Source organism: Chitinophaga filiformis (assembly GCF_900102545.1).
GTDB classification, from domain to species: domain Bacteria; phylum Bacteroidota; class Bacteroidia; order Chitinophagales; family Chitinophagaceae; genus Chitinophaga; species Chitinophaga filiformis.
Map to the genome: position 1 here is coordinate 235,783 of NZ_FNBN01000004.1, position 23,566 is coordinate 259,348.

Below are 23,566 nucleotides of genomic sequence, written 5' to 3' on the forward strand. Positions count from 1 at the left end.
AAAAACTACCTATTATAGCATAAACTCTACACATTTTTCCTACGACTGTCACAAGTCCTATTTTTATTATAAACCCGCTATTGTAGAAGTTTATGCAAATAATGTACAAACTAAGTGATGAGCAACTGATTACTCTTTTCAAAAAGGGTCATGCTTCCGCATTGGAAGAATTAGTGCACAGGCACAAAGATAAGCTCTATACCTCTATCGTATTACTTGTGAAAGACGCATTCCTGGCTGAAGATATTTTCCAGGACACCTTTATTAAGATCATAGATACCATTAGAGCTGAACGCTATACTGAGAAAGGAAAGTTCCTCCCCTGGGCCATGCGTATTGCGCATAACCTTTGTGTGGATCACTTCCGTAAGATCAAGCGTACGCCTATCATCAAAACCAGTGACGACAAAGACATTTTCAACGTACTGAATTTCAGTGAAAGCAGTGCGGAAGACAAGATGATCACAGCACAAAGCCACGACCGTGTAAGAAGGATGCTGGATATGCTGCCGGAAGAACAACGGGAAGTGATCATTCTCCGCCACTATGCTGATCTGAGCTTTAAAGAGATAGCAGACCTCACCCAGGTGAGTATCAATACCGCATTAGGCCGTATGAGATACGGTCTGATCAATCTCCGGAAGATGATGACGGAGAAGCAGATTTGTTTGTAATCCTTTTTTTGCTTGCCATCGACGGGCGGCCGGGAGACTCCGACCGCCCGTTCTTAGTTTTATTACCATAGAATCCATAAATTAATCTGATTAGATTATTCAGTAGCTAAGCCATGGTCCCCTGACTCATCCATAAATAAAAAATACCGCATCAAATACGCTTTACATATTAATGCTGGCATAGGTTAGAAATATCACTTGTTACCAGCTTAGCCCGGTCGTATTTGTTCCTGCGAGAGTACTCTAAGTGATGTTAAAAAGATCATTATACGTATTACAGACACACATCCCCCATATAAAGGATGAAACCATTACCTCAGATTCTCATAGATCATCGCCGCGCCCTGACCTACTCCCACACACATCGTCGTCAGCCCGTATTTTGCCTCCGGCCTGCGTTGCAGCTCATGCATCAGTGTTGCCGCAATTCTCGCGCCGGTACATCCCAGCGGATGCCCTATGGCAATAGAACCACCGTTCACATTGACTTTCTCCATATCCAGCCCCAGGTCACGGATACAGGCCAGCGCCTGCACAGCAAACGCTTCATTCAGTTCTACCAGGTCCAGCTGCCCTACCGTCAAACCTGCACGACGCAGCGCTTTCTGAGTAGCCGGTACAGGGCCGATACCCATGATAGACGGATCAACACCAGCTACCGCCATGGCTTTGATCTGCATTAGAGGTTTGAGGTTATATTGTTTCAGCGCCTGTTCTGACACCACCAGCACTACGGAAGCCCCGTCATTGATGCCGGCAGAGTTACCGGCAGTTACACTACCGTCCTTAGCGAAGGCTGGTCTCAGTCCGGCCAGTTTCTCCAGTGAGGTTTCCCGTGGCGGCTCATCATCAGAGATGATCACCTGCCCCTGTTTATTGGGAGTGATAGGTACGGGGATGATCTCCGCAGCCCATTTCCCTGCGTCATATGCCTGTTTATATCTCAACTGGCTCTGTAAGGCAAACTGGTCCTGCTGCTCCCTGCTGATATTCCATTGGCGGGCTACGTTTTCCGCAGTTTCTCCCATGGAATAGGGATGATACATGTCTGCCAGCTTGCTATTGGTGAAACGCCAGCCAATCGTAGAATCATACATTTCCGTTTTCCGGCTGAAAGCACCGTCTGCCTTCGGCATCACCAATGGCGCACGGGTCATACTCTCTACCCCTCCTGCCAGGTACACATCTCCGTCACCGCACATAATCGCCCTCGCTGCATCCATGATAGCCTGCATACCGGAGGCACAAAGGCGGTTTACGGTGTTACCCGGTACGGTCACCGGCAAGCCAGCCAGTAAGGCAGCCATCCTGGCCACATCCCGGTTGTCTTCCCCGGCCTGGTTGGTAGCACCAGCTATGACGTCCTCAATACCAGCAGGATCGAGGGTCGGATTACGTTGAAGAATTGATTTTATGAGAAGGGCCAGCATATCGTCAGGCCTTACGGAACTGAGAACCCCGCCATAACGGCCTATCGGGGTGCGCACCGCATCTACTATATAGGCAGCTTGCATTGCTTTGATGGATTGCTTTGGTTAATAAAGGGTGTAAATGTAGGGTAAAGCGGGGTAATACCAATGCAGGCCCTCCCGTTCCCCAGGCAATAAAGCTTTTATTCGCCTGAGATGGCCTGGAGATTCGGTGGAGGTTTAGTGCAGGTCCCTATCTCAACCACAGCACAAACGTTATTAAACAAACCATAATAGGCCAGCCGTGGCGGCCCAAATGTTTGTAGCGCGGGGTGCAACCCCGGGACGGGGGTAATTCCCCGGAACGGAAATGTGAATTATCCATCACAGAATCATCCGCGACAATAGGACTCCGCCAGGAGTCCAAGTGTTTGTAGCGCAGGGTGCAACCCCGGGCGAGGTGCGGCCCCTGGGGGAAACGCGGGGAAATCACAACATCGGATATTATTAAAAACTATTCCCTATTCGAACAGCATTCGAACAAGCGTCGAATTAGCGTCGAATTAGCGTCGAACAAGCACCGAAGATAATCTGGCATAAAACAGTACCTGGACATGACAAAACCGATGTTATTTTAACCCAAAAGCGAGAGAGAACAAGCAGAGAATACGCAGAGAAGAAGCAGAGGGTATCCGGAGAATAAGCACGGGGAGAAAATCCCGGAAAATGGGTCGCTGGCACCTTATTATGGTCAATGCGTTAAAATACCGTACCTTTGCAGCTTACTACCGACTGCCGTAAGGCAGACATTATCTCATTTAAAGGTCAGGAATGAAATCGGGCAAAACAAATATCCGGCACCTCAGCTTACCGGAATTACAGGAATACTTTGGGTCAATAGAGGAAAAGCCCTTCCGCGCCAAACAGGTGTATGAGTGGTTGTGGCTGAAACACGCCAACAGCTTTGACGCTATGACCAACATTTCCAAAGACTTACGCAACAAATTAGAACAGCATTTTACACTTCCCGCCATTAAGGTGGATACTACCCAGCACAGCAATGACGGCACTATCAAGAGCCGCTTCCGCCTGCATGACGGTCATCTTGTGGAAGGCGTGCTGATCCCTACAGATACCAGGCAGACAGCCTGTGTTTCCTCCCAGGTGGGCTGCAGCCTGAGCTGCAAGTTCTGCGCTACCGGATATATGGACCGTAAGCGTAACCTGGACTATGACGAAATATATGACGAAGTGGCCCTGCTGAACCAGCAGGCAATGGACGCCTATGGCAAGAAACTCAGTAATATTGTGTACATGGGAATGGGCGAACCGCTCCTGAATTACAAGAACGTATTACAATCCATTGAACGCATTACCTCTCCTGACGGCCTGGGCATGTCCCCAAGACGTATCACGGTATCTACCGCAGGGGTGGCCAAAATGATCCGCCAACTGGGAGATGACAAGGTGAAATTCAACCTGGCGCTGTCCCTGCACGCTGCCAACGACGAGAAACGCAGCCAGATCATGCCTATCAATGATACCAACAACCTGAAGGTATTGATTGAGGCCCTCAACTACTTCTATAAAGCTACACAGAACCAGATATCATTTGAATATATCCTCTTTAAGGACTTTAATGACTCCTTCAGGGATGCCGATGAACTGATCCGTATATACCGCCAGGTACCGGCAGATCTGGTCAACATTATTGAGTACAATCCAATCTCCAACGCCCGCTTCATGAAACCGGATGAGGACGTTGCCGAAGCATTCATGGAATACCTGACAAAACACAAGGTAAATGCACGCCTGAGGCGCAGCCGCGGTAAAGACATTGACGCCGCCTGCGGACAATTGGCCAATAAAGGTTGATCAGCTACCTGCTAACAATTACAAAATTTAACAGATGAGAAAAAATACACCTGCTAAGAAAGGATTTTCCCCTTTCAAGGAAAATAAGAACAGCAGTTCCAATAAACCAACACGCGCTAACGCTGCTGACCGTAAACGGGGCAATGACGAAGACACCCGCCCAGGTCGCGGCGATGCAAAGAAATCAACACGTCCTTTCGGGACAGACCGCAAACGTGATAACAACGACAATGGTCGTCCGGCAGGCAAACCTGAACGCACCTTCCCTTCCGATCATAAGCGGGACAATAATGATGATACCCGCCCTGGCCGCGGCGATGCCAGGAAATCAACACGTTCGTTCGGGACAGACCGTAAACGTGATAATGACGAAAACAGCCGTCCGGCAAAAAGAACCGAAGGTAAACCTGAACGTTCCTTCCCTTCTGACCGTAAGCCTAAGGACGATAGACCCTTCCGTCCCGGCAAAACAACAGAAGGCAAGCCAGAGCGCACCCGCAGTGCCAATGCATCTGAAATTCCGGGCACCAAACGCTCAGAAAGAGACAAAACAGAACGCAGGCCTCGTATTGAGCCTGTCCGCAAGACTGCCAACGGCAGAACGCCTTTCAAACCACGCCCTCAAAGCGATGACAGCGCCTTTCATGGTCCGTCAGAACGTAAGGCTGGTAAACGTGGCAGCAGTCGTGAGGAACGTGCTACCCCCAGCGGCTTTAACCGTAAAAAATATTTTGACTCTGCCAATGAGCGCTTCGCTGACAAACAGGACCGCAAATCCGCAGTAAGAAAAGCGCGTCACAGTGAAGACAGCGCACCGTTCGGCAAAAAGTCGTCTAAAAAAGAAGAAAGCAGCAATAATCCCGGCGAAATGCCGCTGAATAAATACATCGCTCACTCCGGACTTTGCTCCCGCAGGAAAGCAGTGGACTTTGTAAAAGAAGGTAAAGTGACGGTGAACGGCAAGCTGGTAACCGAACCCGCCTTCAAAGTAACCGCTAAAGATGATGTGGCGATCAGCAATAAACGCATCACCATCCAGAAAAACCTGGTATATATCCTGCTCAATAAACCCAAAGGATACATTACTACCACCGATGATCCGGAAGGCCGCAAGACAGTAATGGAACTGATCGAAGATGCGGTGACTGACGATCAGCGCGTATATCCGGTAGGTCGCCTGGACCGTAACACTTCCGGCTTGCTACTGCTGACCAACGACGGTGAACTGGCCCAGAAACTGGCGCATCCGAAGCATAACATCAAGAAAATATACCATGTAGGCCTGAACAAACCCTTAACCAAAGCGGACTTCGAAAAGATCCTGCAGGGGGTGACACTGGAAGATGGCATCGCCAATGTCGATGCCCTCGGCTATGTGGAAGCAGGCGATAAAACCCAGGTCGGTATTGAGATCCACAGTGGTAAGAACCGTATTGTTCGCCGTATTTTCGAACATCTTGAGTATGACGTGGAAAAGCTTGACCGTGTTACTTACGCCGGTCTTACCAAAAAGAATATCAATCGTGGTAAATGGCGTTTTCTGACTGAAAAAGAAATCATTTTGCTGAAGCACTTTAAGTAATCTATGCGCATTAACGACATCATCATAAAAGAGACGCCTGATTTTGTTATCCTGAACAAGCCGGCAGGCCTGCTCACCATTCCTGACAGGCACGACAACCAGCTGCAATCCCTTCAGGGACTGCTGAGGAAGCATTACGGCCAGATTTTTACCGTTCACCGCCTGGATAAGGATACCAGTGGTCTCATCCTGTTTGCAAAGAATGAGGAGGCCCATAAGTACTATTCCCAATTGTTTGAAGGCCGTAATGTGAAGAAATTTTACCAGGGACTGGTAAACGGACAGCTGATTCCCGCTACCGGCAGCGTGGATGAGCCCATTATGGAACATCCTGTTGTAAAGGGCAAAATGGTGACGAACAGGAAGGGCAAAAACGCCCTGACTGACTATGAGGTAGTAGAGAGCTTCGGGCTATATAGCCTTGTGAAACTGCAGATCCATACCGGCCGTACCCACCAGATCCGTGTACATATGAAGCACCTCGGTCATCCAATTGCCGTAGATGAGCTGTATGGCACAAATGCACCGGTATTTCTGTCTGCCATTAAGAAGAATTATAAGCTGGGTAAAAGAACTGAAGAAGAGCGTCCATTGCTGAGCAGGCTGGCATTACATGCCTGGCAGCTGCATTTTAAGGATCAGCAGGGAGAAGAGCATATCGTTGAGGCGCCATTGCCGAAAGATATCCAGGCAGTGGTGACACAGTTGCGGAAGAATAGCGGTCAGAGCTCGGAGCTTGTGTTGTAGAACATTACAAATCAATATATTGAGGGGCGATTCCGGAAGGGGATCGCCTTTTTCTTTTTGTTCCATCTCCGAAATTGAAAGCCACGGATAACAATACAGGGTCATTCGCGGCATTGGACCCCGCTAGGGGTCTAAGTGTTTGTAGCGCGGGGTGACAACCCCGGGAAACGAAATGGTAACACCTCCGAAAAACCGAATGGTTTCAATACGGGACCATTCGCAGCATTAGCCCGCCGTGGCGTGGCCCGTGTTTGTAGCGCGGGGTGATAACCCCGGGCAAAAAAAAACGGGGAGAAATCCCCGTTTCGTAAAAATCAAAAACCAACCATTAAAAACTCTTATGAATAAAAACCTGACACACAACTGTGCAGGTTTTAAACGAAATCTTGTATTTGACTCACTTATAACAGTGCCCTGCCTTATTTGTTCGGCTGAGGCGTTGTTCTCAAGTAAGGCTTGATGATCTTGTGACCTTTCGGGAAGCGCGCCGGGATATCCTCGGTTGGCACTGCCATTGTCACAATTACATCTTCTCCGTCTTTCCAGTCAGCCGGTGTTGCAACGCTGTAGTTTGCTGTCAGCTGCAGGGAATCAATTACACGCAGTACTTCTACGAAGTTCCTGCCTGTAGAAGCCGGATAAGTGATCATCAGTTTCACTTTCTTATCTGGTCCGATGATGAACAGGGACCTTACAGTAGCGGTCTCTGACGCATTCGGATGGATCATATCGTAAAGATCGGAAACTTTCCTGTCCTGGTCAGCAATAATAGGGAAATCCACATTTGTGTTCTGGGTTTCGTTTATATCGCTGATCCAGCCGGTGTGTTTATCCAGAGGATCCACACTCAAAGCCAATACTTTTACGTTACGTTTTGCAAATTCTTCTTTTAACTGTGCTGTTCTACCTAATTCAGTAGTACAAACCGGAGTAAAGTCTGCCGGATGTGAAAAAAGAACTCCCCAGCCACTGCCCAGGTACTCATAAAAATCAATATCTCCCTGTGACGTTTTTGCCTGGAAGTTTGGTGCGATGTCTCCTAATCTTAAGCTCATAAGGTCGCTGTTTTTTTAGAGTATTCAAAAATAGGATTTTCCTACAAATACTATAGACTTTTCATTTATTTTTTGAAAAAATTAATTCCCCGCCTGTAGATCAGGCGGGGCGGAGCTAAAACAAACAATTGGACGCAAAAGGTATCAGGGATAACGCTTACGAAGCGCAACACAACACCGTAGGGGTTACCGGGTCGTTTTCGGGGTCATCAGGGGCTTTTCAAGGGGTCATGAGGATAGTAATGGGAATAACATTACAATGTCCGTTCTTTCCATGCGTAATATGCCAGGGTATACTTAAGGTCGTCTGTCAGATCAGCTTTTTTACGTGCTGCATCTTCATCAAAGTCAAGTTCTATGTACCCCAGGTACAGCTCATAACTTTTGTGAAGCATGTCCATACAGTGGTCTATTTTCCTGACGAATTGGGGCACTTTTGCTGATGGCAATGGGGTTACCTGTTCTATATAGTAACATTCTCCGTCTGTATATTCTATCCAGTTCCCGTCTTCCCTGTGTCCGGGACGGGTAAGACGAAAATACATGTTATCAAATACGACAGCCTTTCCCAGCTCCAGTTCCAGGTCTATCATGTCCGGGATCTGTTCCATGTTTTCCAGCTTCTGCACAATGGTCATCTGTACTGCATCACTTCTGTCCTGTACATAACGTAACATTGTGTTAAGTACTTCGTAGGTAGTGATAAAGTCACAACGTTGCCAGGTATCATCCTTCCGGATATGTCCCCAGAAGGTTAGATAATTGGTATCATCCAGGATGATCTGGCCAACTGAGATGGCCTGCGAGCTGGTTACTGTAGCGGTATTTGTCTGTTTCATAACCGATTCGTTATTGATAACAATACAAAGATACCAGCCCAAAACGCAGAGAATTTGCGTAGCGAATTTTAACTACTTTTATCCTCTAAATATTTTTATGCATGCCTAAGAACAAGGATGCTGTTTCGCGTTACCGCTGGATAGACGAGCGTTTGCGCAACAAGCGTTTGAGAAAACCCACCCTGGAAGATCTTATTGAATTTGTATCCGCGAAAATGGGTGCTACCATTTCCGTACGTACTATTCAGAAAGATATCCAGGATATGCGTCATGACCCCGAATTGAATTACCAGGCCCCCATCCTGTACGATCGCAGTACAGGTACTTACCGTTATGAAGATGAAACCTATTCTATCAATAGTCTGCCGATAGATGAAGCTGATCTCCAGGGACTTGAGATCGCTATCGGTATTCTGGAACAATTCCGCAGTCTGCCGGTAATTGTACAGTTTGAGGACGCCATTCTAAAAATAGCTGCCAGCCTGAAAAAGAACAGGGAAGTACTGGAACACAAAGGATTGATCAAATTTGCCCGCGCCACGCAATACAAAGGCGCAGCTCATATCCCTTTCATAGTAGATGCCATTAAAGGAAGAGAGGTCATACGTATTGCGTACCAGAGCTTTGACAGGAATGAGCCTAAGGAACACTGGGTAGAGCCTTATCACCTGCGTGAATATCAGTACCGCTTCTACCTGATCGGTAAAAGCCAGAAAGCCAAAGGCGGCACCCTGCTTACTTTCGCACTGGACAGGATAGTAGATATCTGGCCTACCAACAAAACATTCGATGAGAAAAACTTCGATGATGCCAGTTATTACCAGCACGCCATTGGCGTAACGGTGCCGGAAGGCGCTCCCGAAAAGGTGGTACTTTCCTTTACGCCATTACAGGGTAAGTATATCAAGTCGCAGCCCATGCATCTTTCCCAGCAGATTGAAAAGGACAACGATAAAGAATGCCGGATCTCACTCAATGTAGTGATCAATCATGAATTACAGATGTTACTGCTTAGTTATGGGGCTAATGTAACAATATTACAGCCTGCACACCTGGCAGAAAAGATGGCAGCAGAAGCAAAAGCAATGCTGCAGAATTATTCATCCTAAACGCTCTTTTACATGACAAACTCATTCCGGATTTCCGGCAACCTGATAGACATCTTACAGCAAAAGATATATCCTGCCACCATTACTGTCGAAAACGGCATTATAGCCCGTATTACAGAAGATGCAACCACATATGAGCAATACCTGCTGCCGGGATTTATTGATGCACATGTGCACGTGGAGAGCTCTATGCTGACGCCTTCACAATTTGCCCGGCTGGCGGTAGTACATGGTACTGTGGCTACTGTTTCCGATCCGCATGAGATTGCAAATGTACTCGGTGTAAAGGGTGTGGAATATATGCTGGAAAACGGTAAGAGCGTGCCCTTTAAATTCTGCTTCGGCGCTCCTTCCTGTGTGCCTGCTACCATCTTTGAAACTGCTGGTGCAGAGGTTACCGTTGCCGATGTGGAAGCACTGTTGCAAAAACCGGAAGTACTATATCTCACTGAGATGATGAACTTTCCCGGTGTGTTGTATGAACAACCGGATGTAATGGCGAAGATAGCTGCAGCAAAACGTATCGGCAAGCCTGTAGACGGCCATGCACCGGGCCTGCGGGGCGAAGATGCAAAGAAGTATATTGCTGCCGGTATCAGTACCGATCATGAATGTTTTACGGCGGAAGAAGCATTGGATAAATTACAGTACGGTATGCATATCCTCATCCGTGAAGGAAGTGCCGCACGTAACTTTGATGCGCTGATCCACCTGCTCAATGACTATCCGGAGAAGATCATGTTCTGCAGCGATGATAAACATCCTGACAACCTGGTGGAAGGCCATATCAACGTACTGGTGAAAAGGGCGCTGGCGCTAAAGATTGATCTCTTCAAGGTGTTGCGCGCTGCCTGCGTGAACCCTGTGTTGCATTACAGGATACCTGCGGGACTATTGCGTGTAGGCGATCCTGCAGATTTTATTGTTGCAGATAATCTTGACAGATTTAATATTGTAGCTACTTATATCAATGGCATCGCCGTAGCGCAGCATGGTGAAACCCGTATCCCTTCTGTCATTGCGCCTGTCATCAATAACTTTGATTGTGCACCTGTATCCGGCAGTGATTTTCGTATTACTGCCAGTGGGGTTACTGCAAATGTAAAAGTGATTGAAGCACTGGGTGGTCAGCTGATCACTAACAGCTTTACAGATATATTACCTGTTGTAGATGGTCAGTTATTTTCTTCAACAGAAAAGGATATACTGAAACTGGCTGTTGTAAACAGATATAATCCCGCTCCTGTGGCCCTGGGATTCATCAGGAACTTTGGTTTTAAACAGGGCGCTATTGCATCCTCAGTGGCGCATGATAGTCACAATATTATTGCGGTGGGTGTGGATGATGAAAGTATCGCACAGGCAGTAAATGCCGTGATTGCGCATAAAGGCGGGGTAAGTGTAGTGAATAACAATGAAGAGTCAGTGCTGCCTTTGCCTGTAGCCGGCTTGATGAGTAATCTTGATGGTTATGAAGTAGCTGCCCGGTATAGTGAACTGGATAAAGCTGCGAAAGCGTTGGGGAGTAAACTGGATGCGCCTTTCATGACATTATCATTCATGGCATTGTTGGTAATTCCTCATCTGAAACTGAGTGATAAAGGATTGTTTGACGGAGATACTTTCAGCTTTACAGCGGCCGTGCTATAACCTCCTTTTATTACGCTAAGTAGCTTCGGTTTCAGTATGGGATGTCGGTCGGCGCCTCTCGTCATTCCCATCTGAAACCGCCTGCTACTTCCGCTGTCGCTCTTAATGGTTAGGTGACTAGCTTTTCAGATGACAAGAGGTTGCATCAAATTACCCTTGATACAACCTCTTCTTTGTTTTATAAACTTCTATACAGCCCAAAGCGCTCCACCTACACTATCTTTCTCCGCACCAGTTATAGACGCTAAAGCATTAGGTTCCTGCCTCCAACGTAAGGCACCGAGTAATGCAATCATTAATGCGTTGCGGAAAGGTTCCTGTTGTACTGTTACAGTAATATTCAATGGTTGTAACAATTCTTCAATTACTTTCACCAGGTATTTATTTGCCGTGCCTCCACCTGTGAGCAGCAGACTGTTTGATGCACCTTCTTCCTGTGGCTGGAAGTCTTTTACTACTTTCTCAATCTGCGCAGCAATATGATGGGTGTAAGTGTTCAGCTTTCCCTGCGTTGATAACTGATGTTGCTGAATCATTGGCATTACTACACCAGTGCCAAACTTTGATGCCAAAGTTCCTGGATATTTCTCACTATAAAATGCGAGTCCATTCAATGCATTCAGCAATGGTTGATCTGTTACGCCACCTGCTGCCAGTTTTCCTTCATCGTCATAACCGCGACCCAGCGTTCCTGCCAGAGCATCCAGTACATAGTTGCAGGGACAGATATCAAATGCCAGGAACTGCGCATCCTGCTGTACAGCTATTGTGGCATTCTCTCCCAGGTTAATGCGGTAGCGGTGATCCGGGAATAGTAGTTGTTCGGCTATCGGAAGAATGGGAGCTCCTTTTCCACCCAGCGCAATATCCATAGCACGTAGGTCGCTGATAACAGACAAACCGGTTACGGCTGCAATGGCGGCACCGTCTCCCAGCTGGGCGGTCATTTTCTGCGCCGGTACGTGAAATACCGTATGACCATGCGCTACTATAAAATGCACCTGGTGATCCAGCTGGTGCTGTGAAATGAACTGATTTACAGCATGTCCTATGTAATGACCGTATTCACTGTTCAGCAGGAGATAATCCCTGGCCGGCAGGCTAGCCGCTCCACCCAGTTTCTCTTCCCATTCAGGGGTATATGCCAGGCGTTCCGCCGCCTTTATCTCATATGTCCATTTTCCTCTTACTTCCGTCAGCGCAACAAAAACAACATCCAATCCAGCCAGTGAAGTACCTGAGGTTACACCTATTACATTATAAACCATGCACTAAAATTTGTGCAAAAGTAAATAATGTGCTGTTTACATGCTTTTTTTTCAGGATTTATGGAATCGGGTGGATGCGCTGCATCTTATTAGCAGACTAAAAACTTGTGCTATGCGAAAATATCTCTTTCTGCTGCTGACTGGACTTATCATCCTCGGTATATCTACTCCCGATTGGGCGCAATCCCAACATAAAATAGAAGGGACTGTTACCGCTTACAATACTAAAACGCCACTGGCAGGCGCCATTGTCCAACTGGCTGTCCCTGCTACCAAACAGGTAAAGATTACTACCGATAAAAAAGGTCAGTTCAGTCTTTCCTTTGACGGAAGGCAGGCTACTCTCTATATCTCGCTGACTGGTTACAAAACAGATACGCTGCTTGTTTCGGCTGATCAAAAAGCTAAACTCAATATCCGGTTAAAGCCAGTTCCCGCCACCGCGGATGATATTAAGCTTAAAAACATTAAACAGCGGCTGGTCATGGAAGAACGGGAAAAAGCAGATGCACCGGCGCCCGCAATCAATGAAGTAGTGGTAACAGGCTATGCGTCGAAAAAGGACGTGAGAAGAATCAGTGGTGTCAATTCTCCCGCTATTTATGGCTCAAGAGTAATGAATTATACTCCCTCTGCGGGCACCAATGATTATCAGACGGAAGATTACAGCCCAATCAACGAGAATATCTTTCATGCAGTTACAGATCAACCGCTTAGCACTTTCTCTATAGATGTGGATCGCGCGTCCTATTCCAATATCAGGCGTTTCCTGAACAACGGCGATATGCCTCCTGCTGATGCAGTGAGAGTGGAAGAGATGATCAATTATTTCGATTATAAATACGCTAATCCAACCACCGATGCACCTGTGGCCATCCATACCGATATGGCTGTTTGTCCCTGGAATACAACACACCAGCTGGTGCGTATCGCCCTGAAAGGTAAGGATGTAGCTAAAGAGAACCTCCCTCCTTCCAACCTGGTATTCCTGATCGATGTTTCCGGCTCTATGTCTGGCCCACAGCGCTTACCGTTGGTAAAACAGGCATTCAGGGCACTGACAGCGCAGTTAAGGTCTGTCGATAAAGTAGCAATTGTGGTATATGCCGGCGCTGCGGGACTGGTACTGCCTTCCACTTCCGGCGAAAATAAAACGGCTATTCTGGATGCGCTCGATAAACTGGAAGCCGGTGGTTCTACTGCCGGCGGCGAAGGTATCCGTCTGGCCTATAAAACAGCTGCAGAAAACCTGTTACAGAATGGGAATAACCGCGTGATCATCGCTACCGATGGAGACTTCAACGTAGGCCCTTCCAGTGATGGAGAACTGCAACGCATTATCGAGCAGGAACGTGAGAAAGGCATCTTTCTTTCTGTATTAGGTTTTGGAATGGGTAACTATAAAGACAATAAACTGGAAATACTGGCGGATAAGGGAAATGGCAACTATGCTTACATCGATAACTTCGAAGAGGCACGTCGTACATTCGTTACCGAATTTGGCGGTACACTGTTTACCATTGCAAAAGATGTGAAGCTGCAGATAGAATTCAATCCTAAGTATGTACAGTCGTACAGGCTGGTGGGTTATGAAAACAGGATGCTGCAGAATGAGGATTTTAACAACGATAAGAAAGACGCCGGAGATATGGGAGCAGGACATACTGTGACTGCCCTTTACGAGATTGTTCCTACAGGTAAAGGAACCGGGCAGCCGCTGGCGGTAGATCCACTGAAATACCAGCTGGCTAAACAACCTGCCGGAAACAGCTCAGAAGTACTCACTGTCAAACTGCGCTACAAAGAGCCGAAGGCCAACACCAGTCAGCTGATCACACAGGTATTACACTGGAAACAGCAGGATATAACTGCGGCGCCTGAGGATTTCCGTATGGCCACTGCTGTTGCAGACTTCGGACTGCTGTTGCGCAATTCCGAACATAAGGGAAATGCTTCCTGGGATCAGGTGCTGAAACTGGCTGGAAATGCCCGTGGTACGGACGAAGAAGGGTATCGCGCAGAATTCATTCAATTGGTAAAAAAAGCTCAGTTAATCAGTAACAATCATGGTACAAAATAGTTCTCTATAACCGGTCTTAATTCATTGTTTGTGTCAGACCGGTCATGGGCATAGGCCCGTGACCGGTCTTTTCGTTACTTTATTGTTATTTACATTTCCAGGCTCTGAAAATTTTGGTATTTTGCATACATGATAGTGAATCTAAGTAGCACCAATTCGTTAGTGGGTAACTGGTTAAGTGAGATCAGAAGCGTAGAAGTGCAGACAGACAGGATGCGCTTCCGGCGCAATATGGAAAGACTCGGAGAAATAGCCGCTTACGAGATCAGTAAAACGTTAGAATACGAAGAGAAGGAGGTCCAGACGCCTCTGGGTATCGCCAATTGCCGGGTGTTGAAAGATCAACCCGTTCTGGCTACCATCCTGAGAGCTGGCTTAGCCCTCCATCAGGGCCTGCTTCACTACTTTGATAAAGCTGATCATGCCTTTATTTCTGCTTACCGGAAGCATAAACACGACGGAACCTTCGATATCAGCCTGGAATACGTGTCCAGTCCCTCCATTGACGGCCAGGTAGTTATACTATCAGACCCCATGCTGGCAACGGGCGCGTCCCTGGTGAAAACCATCGAACACCTGCAAAGTTTGGGTAAACCCAAACACATTCACCTCGTAGTAGCTATCGCCTGTACCGTAGGAATAGAGTATGTTCAGAGACATGCCGACAGTAACCTGAGCATTTGGGCCGGAGATATTGACGATGAACTGACAGCCAAAGGATACATTGTACCAGGGCTTGGAGATGCCGGAGATCTCGCATTTGGAAACAAACTACAGCAGTAAGAGCCAGGGATATTAACAGATAGGATCGTCTTTAGAGAATTTGAGTAGTCAACCAAAGAAAAACCATTTCGTTTAGTCATTCATTCATAACACTTTAGGGAGTTCTCATCAGCAATGTTATATATTTTTAATTTGAAATATGAGCAGCATTGTGTACCTTCACATGGAACCATGAGAAAACCCTATACTATTAAGTATTGTTTTATGAAAAAAGTGTTGCTGTTTTTCACGATTGCCCTTTATCTGATGAACCCGGCCAGGGCGCAAGACCCGCATTTTTCGCAGTTCTTCGCCTCCCCACTCACACTTAATCCGGCATTTACAGGCCTGTTTTCAGGCGACTTTCGTGTTTCAGGGAACTATCGTTCACAGTGGAGAAGTATCTCGACTCCCTTTACCACCGGTACTGCAGCAGTAGACTTCGGCATTCTGAAGAATGTACTGTCTTACACTGATATCTGGGGTGTAGGGGTAATGGCTATGTACGACAGGACCGGCGGTGGTGCACTGACGTCTACCTATCTCAGCTTTAGTACAGCTTACCATAAAGGTCTGGATCCGGAAGGTAACCACACCCTGGCAGTGGGCTTGCAGGCTACTTACGTACAAAAAAGACTCGATCAGACGAAACTGGTATTTGAGAACCAGATAGATAATAACGGTTACAACCCTGCCATCCCAAGTGGTGAGACCTTTGTAAACCCGACTATCACCTATCTCGATCCTAATATCGGTATCCTCTATAACGGTCTGGTGGGTGAATCATCCAATATCTACATGGGTGTTTCGTACTACCACATCACGCAGCCTACAGAAACATTCATGGCGCAGAACAATAATCGCCTGACTGCCCGCTGGACAGCTCACGGTGGTGGTTCCGTACCGGTAAATGGTAGTAACCGCATCCACTTCAGCGCCCTCTATATGAAACAAAGTACTGCTACCGAATTCTCTTTCGGCGGTGCTTACGGTTTCAACCTCAACGGCGACGACGAAAACCCGACTACCTTCTATCTGGGTAGCTGGTACCGTCTGAAAGATGCGATCAACCCATATATAGGTCTGGAGATCAACGGTTTCACCATCGGCGCATCTTACGATACAAACGTATCTACGCTGAAACCGGCATCTAACTATCGTGGTGGTATGGAGCTCTCTATCATCTACATACACCGACGCAATGAAGGAAGCAAGTACAGAACTTTGTGTCCAAGGTTCTGATCTGATAAATCATTTCAAAAGAGCCTGCCAGTTGCATAAGCTGGCAGGTTTTTTATTGCCGCCCTATATTTTTTACCATTGTTCCACTGATTTTTAGTTACTTACAACCGGATCAATGCTTATAGCGATAACTAAACACTAAAATTCCAGGATTTTGTTTTCATTCAGAGAAGTGCTCGCCGCTATTCAGGCCTACGGGAAGGCACATCAGTTTATTATGCAGCACAAGTTATGGAAGTGGATACTCGTACCCGGTATCCTGTACTGCATATTGTTCATGACGGGTAGTTATTTCGTTTGGGGATATTCGGGGGATTTTGTCGAATACCTTTTCAACCTGTTGCCATTAAAGATATGGATCCAGGATCTGGAAAGCAGCTGGGTCAGCTTCTTCTTTATCCTGCTGGCATTTTCCATCAGGATTATGATCCTCTTGCTATATTTTTCCTACTATAAATACCTTTTCCTCATCCTGGGATCTCCCCTGTTTGCCTATCTCTCAGAGAAAACAGAGGCCATCCTGGAGCGACGGGAATTCCCTTTCAGTATGCAACAGTTCCTCAAGGACATGGTCAGAGGCGTGTCAATTTCACTGCGTAATATGCTGTATCAGACCATTGCTGTCATATTGCTGATCGTATTGTCGTTTATACCCGTAGTTGGCTGGATCACACCACTGTTTGCCTTCTTTATAGAATGCTATTTCTATGGTTTCTCCATGGTCGATTACAGTTGCGAGCGACATCAGATGAGTACCAGGCAGAGTATCAGGTTTATCAAGGAACACCGGGGCATCGCGCTGGGTAATGGCATTGTATTTTATATCCTGATGTTCATTCCGGTGCTGGGATGGGTAATGGCGCCTTCCTATGCAGTAATAGCGGCTACTATTCATTTATCAGACAAAAGATTATTGCATGGTGCAACCTGGTAAAGTATACCTGATCCCTACTGTACTCAGCCCGGATACCCTCCATACTATTCCGGCTTACGTTACACCTGTGGTACAACAGATCAGTGTATTCTTTGTGGAGAATGAACGTACCGCCAGACGGTACCTGAAAGCGCTGGATAAAAGTATCAACATAGATGCCCTGCAGTTACTGCTGATGCATGAAAATCATCCACCAGATACTGCATTGGCCAAACAGATATTACTCTCAGGAAAGGATATTGGGGTGATCAGTGAAGCAGGCTGTCCGGCTATCGCCGATCCGGGGCACCTGGTAGTGCAGGTGGCTCACGCTATTAATGCACAGGTCATTCCTATGGTTGGCCCAAATTCTATGCTGCTGGCTCTGATGGCCTCAGGCATGAACGGACAGAACTTCCAGTTCGTTGGCTACCTGCCGGTAAAACCATCGGAAAGAATAAAGGCTATACGCGACCTGGAAATGCAATCACAGAAAAAACAACAAACCCAGCTTTTCATTGAAACCCCTTACCGTAATAATCAGCTGTTGAAAGATATACTGGATAACTGTAAAGATACTACGCAGATATGTGTAGCTGCAGACATTACCGGACCTGAGGAGTTTATCCATACAAAGTCTGTGAAGGCATGGAAGCAACAACTGCCGGAGCTGCATAAGAAACCGGCTATATTTTTACTGCTGGCGCAATAAAAGAGAACAGGGATAACATTATGCTATCCCTGTTTTTTTATTAATACGCTACGTCTTTCACTGTAATCACGCTATCCACAATGAAGTTGCTCATCCCGCGCCAGGGAAGTGCCCCCAGATACTCCTTATAGTGCAGTTCCACGAACTTTCCACTGCAGGTCATAAGGCGATCCGCAATCCGTTTATCTGTCACAGAGAACTGAAATTCATTTGACTGCAACGCTCCTGGCTGTTTAGAGCGGTAACCGCTCTGAATAAGACGGCCTTCAAATGTCTTGAAGGCATATCCCTTCTCCACGAAAAGATTCAGCTCTCCGGCTTTCACCCCGCGACCAAACACGAAATAGAATCTATACATGAAAATAAGGATCAACACCACCAGTACGCCACCCACCACCATAAAAAGGAATCTGCGCATATTGTTTATTTGATACAGGTAAGGATTAAAGTCCGTATTTATCGATCAGGTAGATCAACCCTGCCATACTGAAAGCGCCCAGTTCCAGCTCTCTCTTGTTCACCGCTTCGAAGGTATCATTGGCAGCATGATGCAGATCAAAATAACGCTGTGAGTCGGGCATTAGTTCACCCATCGGAGTGCCCAGGGCCTCGTAGAGTTCACCTACGTCCACGCCTCCGCCTGCGGATGTAAAGTCATATACATCATAAGGGCGGAATAGAGGGGCCCAGGAGATGATTTTAGCCTGTTTCTCTGCCGGCATTGTGAATGAAAAACCACGTGGCGTAAAACCGCCTGCGTCGCTTTCCAATGCGAAGATATGATGCTCTCCCTTTGCTTTTGCCTCTGCTGCATATTTCTGACCACCACGGGTACCATTCTCTTCATTGGCAAACAGTACGATGCGGATAGTGCGTTTAGGTTTAATTCCCAGGGCCTTGAAAGCTCTCAACAGCTCTACTGACTGTACACAACCGGTACCATCATCATGCGCACCCTGGTTTACATCCCAGGAATCCAGGTGGCCACCTACAGTGATGATCTGGTCAGGGAATTCGCTACCACGGATCTCGCCGATTACGTTATGTCCTGTGGTATCAGGCAGCATTTTACAATTAGTTTTCAGGTAGAGTTTCATATCAGACTCTCCTTTCAACCTGTTGCTTAGCAGCTCAGCATCTTCGAGGCCAATAGCCACGGCAGGAATCTTAGGGAAGGAGTCATTATAATGCATGGCGCCTGTATGCGGTAAATTGTTGGCTCCATGGGTCATAGAGCGCACCACTACAGCCAGTGCACCATATTTTGCCGCACGACTGGCGCCCTGTCCGCGGTATCTTACTGCGTCTCCGTAAGACTCAAAAGTACGGATGAACTCAGGCTTGAAAGCATAGTTGTAAAATACGATCTTTCCTTTCACCTGGTCTTTTTTTGCTTCCAGGTCGTCGAAAGAGGACACTTCCAGCACAGGTGCGGTGATCCCTGCCGGGCCGCTGCCTACTGAGTTACCCAGTGCCAGTACATTCAGCGGGGGAATAAAGTCGCGGCGGCGGGAGATGATACGCACCTCTTCCTTAGCACCTCGTACCCAATGGGGTACCTGGCAGGCCTGCATATAAACAGTGTCTGCGCCGGCTTCTTTCAGTACCTTTTCGCCCCATTTTTCAGCTTTCACCATTTGCGGAGAACCCGCAAGGCGGCCTCCTACCTGCTGGGTAAGATCCCTCAGATTAGAATATGCCTTACTATGTGTCAGGACTTCGGTAGCCAGTTGTCTTAAAGCCAGGGAATCGCTCTCCTGGTGCTGCGCACATACCGGAATGGTCACTGCCAGCAGCGCAGGTAGCAGGTAATTTCTCATAAACACGTCGATTTTGGGATTAAAACTAATTAAATAACATTGTTATTCAAATGGGTTCATCATACATAAATATTACATAGCAGGCTTAACATGCCGCTAATACCATTTACCCGGAATGTCAGGCTAAAATGTTATAATTTTGTACCCTACATTAACGTAAAAAACTGTGTTCTGCGTGAGGCGTTCTGCATTCTGTGCTAAACGTTCGGCACTAAGCGCGTTGGCTATAAAGTTTTAAACAACAATACATGCGAATTGGAATAGTATGTTACCCAACTTACGGGGGTAGTGGCGTACTGGCAACAGAACTGGGTAAGGCGCTGGCAGATAAAGGCCACATGGTTCATTTCATAACCTATCAGCAACCCGTGCGACTGAATGCCTTTCATGCCAACATATATTATCATGAGGTACAGGTCCCTACCTATCCTCTTTTCGACTTCCCTCCTTACGAGTCTGCTCTGAGCAGTACCATGGTGGATGTAATACTGAATCAGCAGCTGGATCTGCTGCACGTACATTATGCTATTCCGCATGCCTCTACGGCTTATCTGGCAAAACAGATCGTGAGCAAACAAGGCAGGACGGTCCCTTTCATCACTACTCTCCACGGTACAGATATTACCCTGGTCGGTAAGGATAAGACCTATGCACCGGTGGTGACCTTCTCGATCAACGAGTCGGACGCTATTACCGCAGTATCCAATAATCTCCGGGAAGAAACATATAAATCCTTTCAGATCGAGAAAGACATTGAAGTGATCTACAACTTCGTGGATACTGAGCGGTTTAAACGCCGGGATACGGAATTGCTGCATTTCAGGAACGCTATTGCTCCCAACGGAGAAAGGATCCTGCTGCACGTGTCCAACTTCCGTAAGGTAAAACGTGTTCCTGACGTAGTGAAGGTTTTCCAGAAGGTAAGGGAAAAAGTTCCTGTCAAGCTGCTGCTGGTCGGCGACGGTCCAGACAGACCTGCTATCGAAGCGATGTGCCGGGACATGCATCTTTGCGGCGACATCCGCTTTGTAGGTAAACAGGAACAGTTGGAAGACGTCATGTCTATTGCTGACCTGTTCATACTGCCTTCCGATTATGAAAGTTTTGGTCTGGCAGCCCTGGAAGCCATGGCGGCAGAAGTACCGGTAATATCCTCCAATGCGGGTGGTTTACCGGAGGTGAACATACACGGGAAGACCGGTTACCTGAGTCCTGTTGGTGATGTAGACAGCATGGCGGATCATGCACTCAGGCTGCTGCAGGATGAAGCGCTGCTGGCAAGCATGCGGAAGGGAGCCCTGGAACAGGCGCAACGTTTCCACATCAATAATATCATCCCGCAATATGAAGCGCTGTATGAAGAAGTAATGAACAGAGCGCTGGAGTCGGTAGATAAATGATGCGCTTAGCAAGTACCTGATTTGAATAAAAAAGGCTGTCCGCTTATAATGGACAGCCTTTTCTTTTATTGCTTCACAAGTTATTTCTTCCTGATCCAGAATTCCGGATTCTGCTTTTGTATTCCTCTGTAGATCTGCAGTTCCACCTCACCCAGGTTTTCCAGCTCATTTGTACCGGCGGTACCGATCAACTGACCTGTACTTACCCTGTCTCCTGTTCTTACACTAACTGACTGCAATCGTGCATAGTTGGTAAAATATTGACCATGCCTGATGATCACCAGGGAACCTCCTCCCGGTATAACGGCAACTGTCCTTACTTCTCCCTGGAAGATGGCCCTTACGGCGGCTCCACGGCTGGTACCGATGATCACACCATCATTCTCCACAGTGATACGGTCGATCACGGCATGCTGCTGACGGCCAAAGTGCCCGATAATATGACCGGAGGCTACCGGCCATGGCAGTTTACCACGGTTATTTTCAAAGCTTTCAGACAATGCCAGGGCTTCAGGTGTTGCTTCCAGTACGTTCTCTGTACGTACAGGTTTCTCCGGTTCCGGTGCAGGTGCTGGTGGCTTTGGAGCCGGTTCTGCCGGTTTGGTTTCCGGTTTATTTTCAGCTACAGCATTGTTATTATTCTTAGCAGCGTTCGCAGCAGCATTGGCAGCTGCAAGAGCGGCCGCTTTCTTCGCTGCCTCATCCCTCCTTCGTTTTTCTTCAGCGGCGGCCTTACGTTTGGCAGCGGCTTCCTCTTCCGCCTGGCGGCGGGCTATTTCAATCTCCCGACGGATTGCCGCCTGAATAGCTGCCTGTACTTTCTGCGCGTCTTTTTTGTTCTTGTTGATATCTGCCAGCAGTTCCTTCTCACGCCCTTTCAGACCGGTCAGCACCTTGTCTTTCTCTTTCTTGTCTACCTCCAGTATCGTGCGCTGTTCCTGTTCTACCTTCAGTGTACTTGAACGCTTCACTTTCTGGTCCTGCAGGCTTTCTATTTTCTTACTTAAGAGCTCCCGTGTTTCAAGAATGTTATCTGCCTGCCTGCGACGGTAATCCCGGTACTGTTTAAGGTACTGGTACCGTTTGATCGCATCATTGAAAGTCTCGGCAGAAAAAATGAAATTCAGCATGTCGTAGGTACTGCGGTTCTTGTACGCATATACGACCAGCTGAGCATATTGTGACTTCAACGTATCAAGGTCTTTCTCCAAGGTCTTAATATCCCTGTAAGCAGCATTGATATCACCGTTGATGAAATTGATCTCTTCGTTGATGTTGTTGATAAGGCGGGTACGCAGCGTAATTTTATCACGCAGCGCACGCAGCTGGCTCAGACTTTCTCTCGTGGATTTCTTGGTAGTTTTAAGTGCTTCGTTGGCCTCATCGATCTCACGCTGCAACTCTCTCTTTCTATGCTCCAATTCTTCCCGCGACATTTGGGGAGCCTGTGCATTCACCAAGGCCGGTAGTAAACCTAAGATTATTACAAATGGGAAAAACTTCTTCAGATTCAGCATGATGGTTTTAAAGATAGCTGCAAAATAGCAATTTACAAATTTCAGATACATTCGGCGTACTCCTACTCTCTTGAATACCCCGACGGAATAGTGAACGGAAAGCTCACCGGCTGATCAAAATCTATTTTGTTAAAATCCATGTTGATCTTCGTGTAACTCTTCTCTTCCACAAAAACCCTGCGGCGGGTGGCAAATTTAACCTTATCCAGCGACTTGTATTCACCATATGTCAGTTCAACCGAACGTCTGCGTGTACTGTCTTTATCCATCACCTTGCTTTGTTGCAGGATATAGTCATCAGCAAAAACGTTGAACAAGCTGGTAAATATTGTGCTGTCGCAGGTAAAAGAAATGACTGCCGGTGTTTTCACTACCTGGTATACTGAATCTGTCAGGTATACCGGGTTGCCGATGATCAGGTCCTGCAGGGTTTTAAAATCGAAGGGGATATTCAGCACATCCTGCGCATACCTGAGGTCACGGAGATAAGCTATTTTATGAAATTTGTCGATTGCCTTCAGACTGTCGGGCGTAATGATGGCCCTGGCTACTTCTCCAATAATAGGTGCCGATACAGAGATCCAGATGAAGCTGTCTTTCTGCATACGCATATTTGCGTTGATGCCTGACATTTGTTTGGATTCTGTTTCGAAGTCAATCTTCAATTTAGCGGAGAAGGTATTAAAGGATATATAATTGCTGCGCAGTTTTGAGATCAGTTCTTTGTTGTAAGCATTGGTAGCAGCAACTGATGCGCTGTCTGTTTTTGAAATAATGTTATGCTGGGTAGTATCTGTCACAGGAAACGAGGTCCCTGCTATCTGTCGGCTATGCCTGCATGAAAAGAGTCCCGTGCTTACAATACTTAATACTATCAGTGCTAATGTTTGCTTCATCATGATCTTTAATTCA

At 47.0% G+C, this 23,566-nt stretch carries 20 protein-coding genes; 12 read left to right on the plus strand and 8 right to left on the minus strand.

Going from position 1 to position 23,566, the window contains the following annotated elements:
* Positions 1–101 precede the first annotated feature (101 nt).
* Positions 102–674, plus strand: a complete 573-nt coding sequence (locus tag BLR32_RS18750; RefSeq protein ID WP_089834381.1) for a sigma-70 family RNA polymerase sigma factor — start codon at positions 102–104, stop codon at positions 672–674.
* 311 nt (positions 675–985) lie between these two features.
* Here the strand turns inward: BLR32_RS18750 and BLR32_RS18755 are convergent, their stop codons facing one another.
* Positions 986–2,188, minus strand: coding sequence for a thiolase family protein (locus BLR32_RS18755; protein ID WP_089834382.1), 1,203 nt, complete (start codon positions 2,186–2,188; stop codon positions 986–988).
* Between the two features lie 726 nt (positions 2,189–2,914).
* On the opposite strand from BLR32_RS18755, the gene rlmN reads away from it, so the two are divergent.
* Genes rlmN through BLR32_RS18770 form a run of 3 tightly spaced genes read left to right on the plus strand, consistent with a single transcriptional unit; the run spans position 2,915 to position 6,287 of the window.
* Positions 2,915–3,958, plus strand: coding sequence for a dual-specificity RNA methyltransferase RlmN (gene rlmN, locus BLR32_RS18760; RefSeq protein ID WP_089834383.1), 1,044 nt, complete (start codon positions 2,915–2,917; stop codon positions 3,956–3,958).
* A gap of 34 nt (positions 3,959–3,992) precedes the next feature.
* On the plus strand, positions 3,993–5,540 hold the full coding sequence (locus BLR32_RS34380) for a pseudouridine synthase (RefSeq protein ID WP_245705463.1): 1,548 nt from the start codon (positions 3,993–3,995) through the stop codon (positions 5,538–5,540).
* Between the two features lie 3 nt (positions 5,541–5,543).
* Positions 5,544–6,287 (plus strand): RluA family pseudouridine synthase, encoded by a 744-nt coding sequence (locus BLR32_RS18770; RefSeq protein ID WP_089834384.1) that lies wholly within the window; start codon positions 5,544–5,546, stop codon positions 6,285–6,287.
* Between the two features lie 419 nt (positions 6,288–6,706).
* Here the strand turns inward: BLR32_RS18770 and BLR32_RS18775 are convergent, their stop codons facing one another.
* Together BLR32_RS18775 and BLR32_RS18780 are read right to left on the minus strand one after the other, a co-directional pair.
* Positions 6,707–7,342, minus strand: coding sequence for a peroxiredoxin (locus BLR32_RS18775; RefSeq protein ID WP_089834385.1), 636 nt, complete (start codon positions 7,340–7,342; stop codon positions 6,707–6,709).
* A 254-nt stretch (positions 7,343–7,596) separates the two neighbouring features.
* Complete coding sequence (locus tag BLR32_RS18780; RefSeq protein ID WP_089834386.1) at positions 7,597–8,181, minus strand: hypothetical protein; 585 nt, start codon at positions 8,179–8,181, stop codon at positions 7,597–7,599.
* A 101-nt stretch (positions 8,182–8,282) separates the two neighbouring features.
* On the opposite strand from BLR32_RS18780, the gene BLR32_RS18785 reads away from it, so the two are divergent.
* Together BLR32_RS18785 and ade are read left to right on the plus strand one after the other, a co-directional pair.
* Positions 8,283–9,290 (plus strand): helix-turn-helix transcriptional regulator, encoded by a 1,008-nt coding sequence (locus BLR32_RS18785; protein WP_089834387.1) that lies wholly within the window; start codon positions 8,283–8,285, stop codon positions 9,288–9,290.
* A gap of 12 nt (positions 9,291–9,302) precedes the next feature.
* On the plus strand, positions 9,303–10,940 hold the full coding sequence (ade, locus tag BLR32_RS18790; RefSeq protein WP_089834388.1) for an adenine deaminase: 1,638 nt from the start codon (positions 9,303–9,305) through the stop codon (positions 10,938–10,940).
* Between the two features lie 188 nt (positions 10,941–11,128).
* Here ade and BLR32_RS18795 read toward each other — a convergent pair whose 3' ends face one another.
* Positions 11,129–12,208 (minus strand): anhydro-N-acetylmuramic acid kinase, encoded by a 1,080-nt coding sequence (locus BLR32_RS18795; protein WP_089834389.1) that lies wholly within the window; start codon positions 12,206–12,208, stop codon positions 11,129–11,131.
* Between the two features lie 112 nt (positions 12,209–12,320).
* Between BLR32_RS18795 and BLR32_RS18800 the strand changes: the two genes are divergently transcribed.
* From BLR32_RS18800 to BLR32_RS18820, 5 genes are all read left to right on the plus strand, one after another.
* Positions 12,321–14,288: a YfbK domain-containing protein gene (locus BLR32_RS18800; protein ID WP_089834661.1), complete on the plus strand. Its 1,968-nt coding sequence runs from the start codon at positions 12,321–12,323 to the stop codon at positions 14,286–14,288.
* Positions 14,289–14,417: 129 nt separating this feature from the next.
* Entirely contained in the window at positions 14,418–15,071 is a 654-nt protein-coding gene (gene upp / locus BLR32_RS18805; protein WP_089834390.1) for a uracil phosphoribosyltransferase, read from the plus strand.
* A gap of 204 nt (positions 15,072–15,275) precedes the next feature.
* The gene (locus tag BLR32_RS18810) at positions 15,276–16,292 is read left to right on the plus strand and encodes a PorP/SprF family type IX secretion system membrane protein (protein ID WP_089834391.1); all 1,017 of its coding nucleotides are present in this window, start codon (positions 15,276–15,278) and stop codon (positions 16,290–16,292) included.
* A gap of 154 nt (positions 16,293–16,446) precedes the next feature.
* Positions 16,447–17,226, plus strand: coding sequence for an EI24 domain-containing protein (locus BLR32_RS18815; protein WP_089834392.1), 780 nt, complete (start codon positions 16,447–16,449; stop codon positions 17,224–17,226).
* Positions 17,210–17,917 carry an SAM-dependent methyltransferase gene (locus tag BLR32_RS18820; RefSeq protein WP_089834393.1) on the plus strand — a complete coding sequence of 236 codons (708 nt, stop codon included), beginning with the start codon at positions 17,210–17,212 and terminating at the stop codon, positions 17,915–17,917. The genes BLR32_RS18815 and BLR32_RS18820 overlap by 17 nt, the downstream gene beginning before the upstream one ends.
* A gap of 40 nt (positions 17,918–17,957) precedes the next feature.
* Here BLR32_RS18820 and BLR32_RS18825 read toward each other — a convergent pair whose 3' ends face one another.
* Both BLR32_RS18825 and BLR32_RS18830 read right to left on the minus strand, forming a co-directional pair.
* The gene (locus BLR32_RS18825) at positions 17,958–18,335 is read right to left on the minus strand and encodes a hypothetical protein (RefSeq protein WP_089834394.1); all 378 of its coding nucleotides are present in this window, start codon (positions 18,333–18,335) and stop codon (positions 17,958–17,960) included.
* Between the two features lie 25 nt (positions 18,336–18,360).
* The gene (locus BLR32_RS18830; protein WP_089834395.1) at positions 18,361–19,737 is read right to left on the minus strand and encodes a M20/M25/M40 family metallo-hydrolase; all 1,377 of its coding nucleotides are present in this window, start codon (positions 19,735–19,737) and stop codon (positions 18,361–18,363) included.
* A gap of 248 nt (positions 19,738–19,985) precedes the next feature.
* On the opposite strand from BLR32_RS18830, the gene bshA reads away from it, so the two are divergent.
* Entirely contained in the window at positions 19,986–21,137 is a 1,152-nt protein-coding gene (gene bshA, locus BLR32_RS18835; protein ID WP_089834396.1) for an N-acetyl-alpha-D-glucosaminyl L-malate synthase BshA, read from the plus strand.
* A gap of 80 nt (positions 21,138–21,217) precedes the next feature.
* Here bshA and BLR32_RS18840 read toward each other — a convergent pair whose 3' ends face one another.
* Together BLR32_RS18840 and BLR32_RS18845 are read right to left on the minus strand one after the other, a co-directional pair.
* Positions 21,218–22,654, minus strand: coding sequence for a murein hydrolase activator EnvC family protein (locus tag BLR32_RS18840; RefSeq protein WP_143011521.1), 1,437 nt, complete (start codon positions 22,652–22,654; stop codon positions 21,218–21,220).
* 62 nt (positions 22,655–22,716) lie between these two features.
* Positions 22,717–23,553 carry a lipoprotein insertase outer membrane protein LolB1 gene (locus BLR32_RS18845; RefSeq protein WP_089834398.1) on the minus strand — a complete coding sequence of 279 codons (837 nt, stop codon included), beginning with the start codon at positions 23,551–23,553 and terminating at the stop codon, positions 22,717–22,719.
* Positions 23,554–23,566 lie beyond the last annotated feature (13 nt).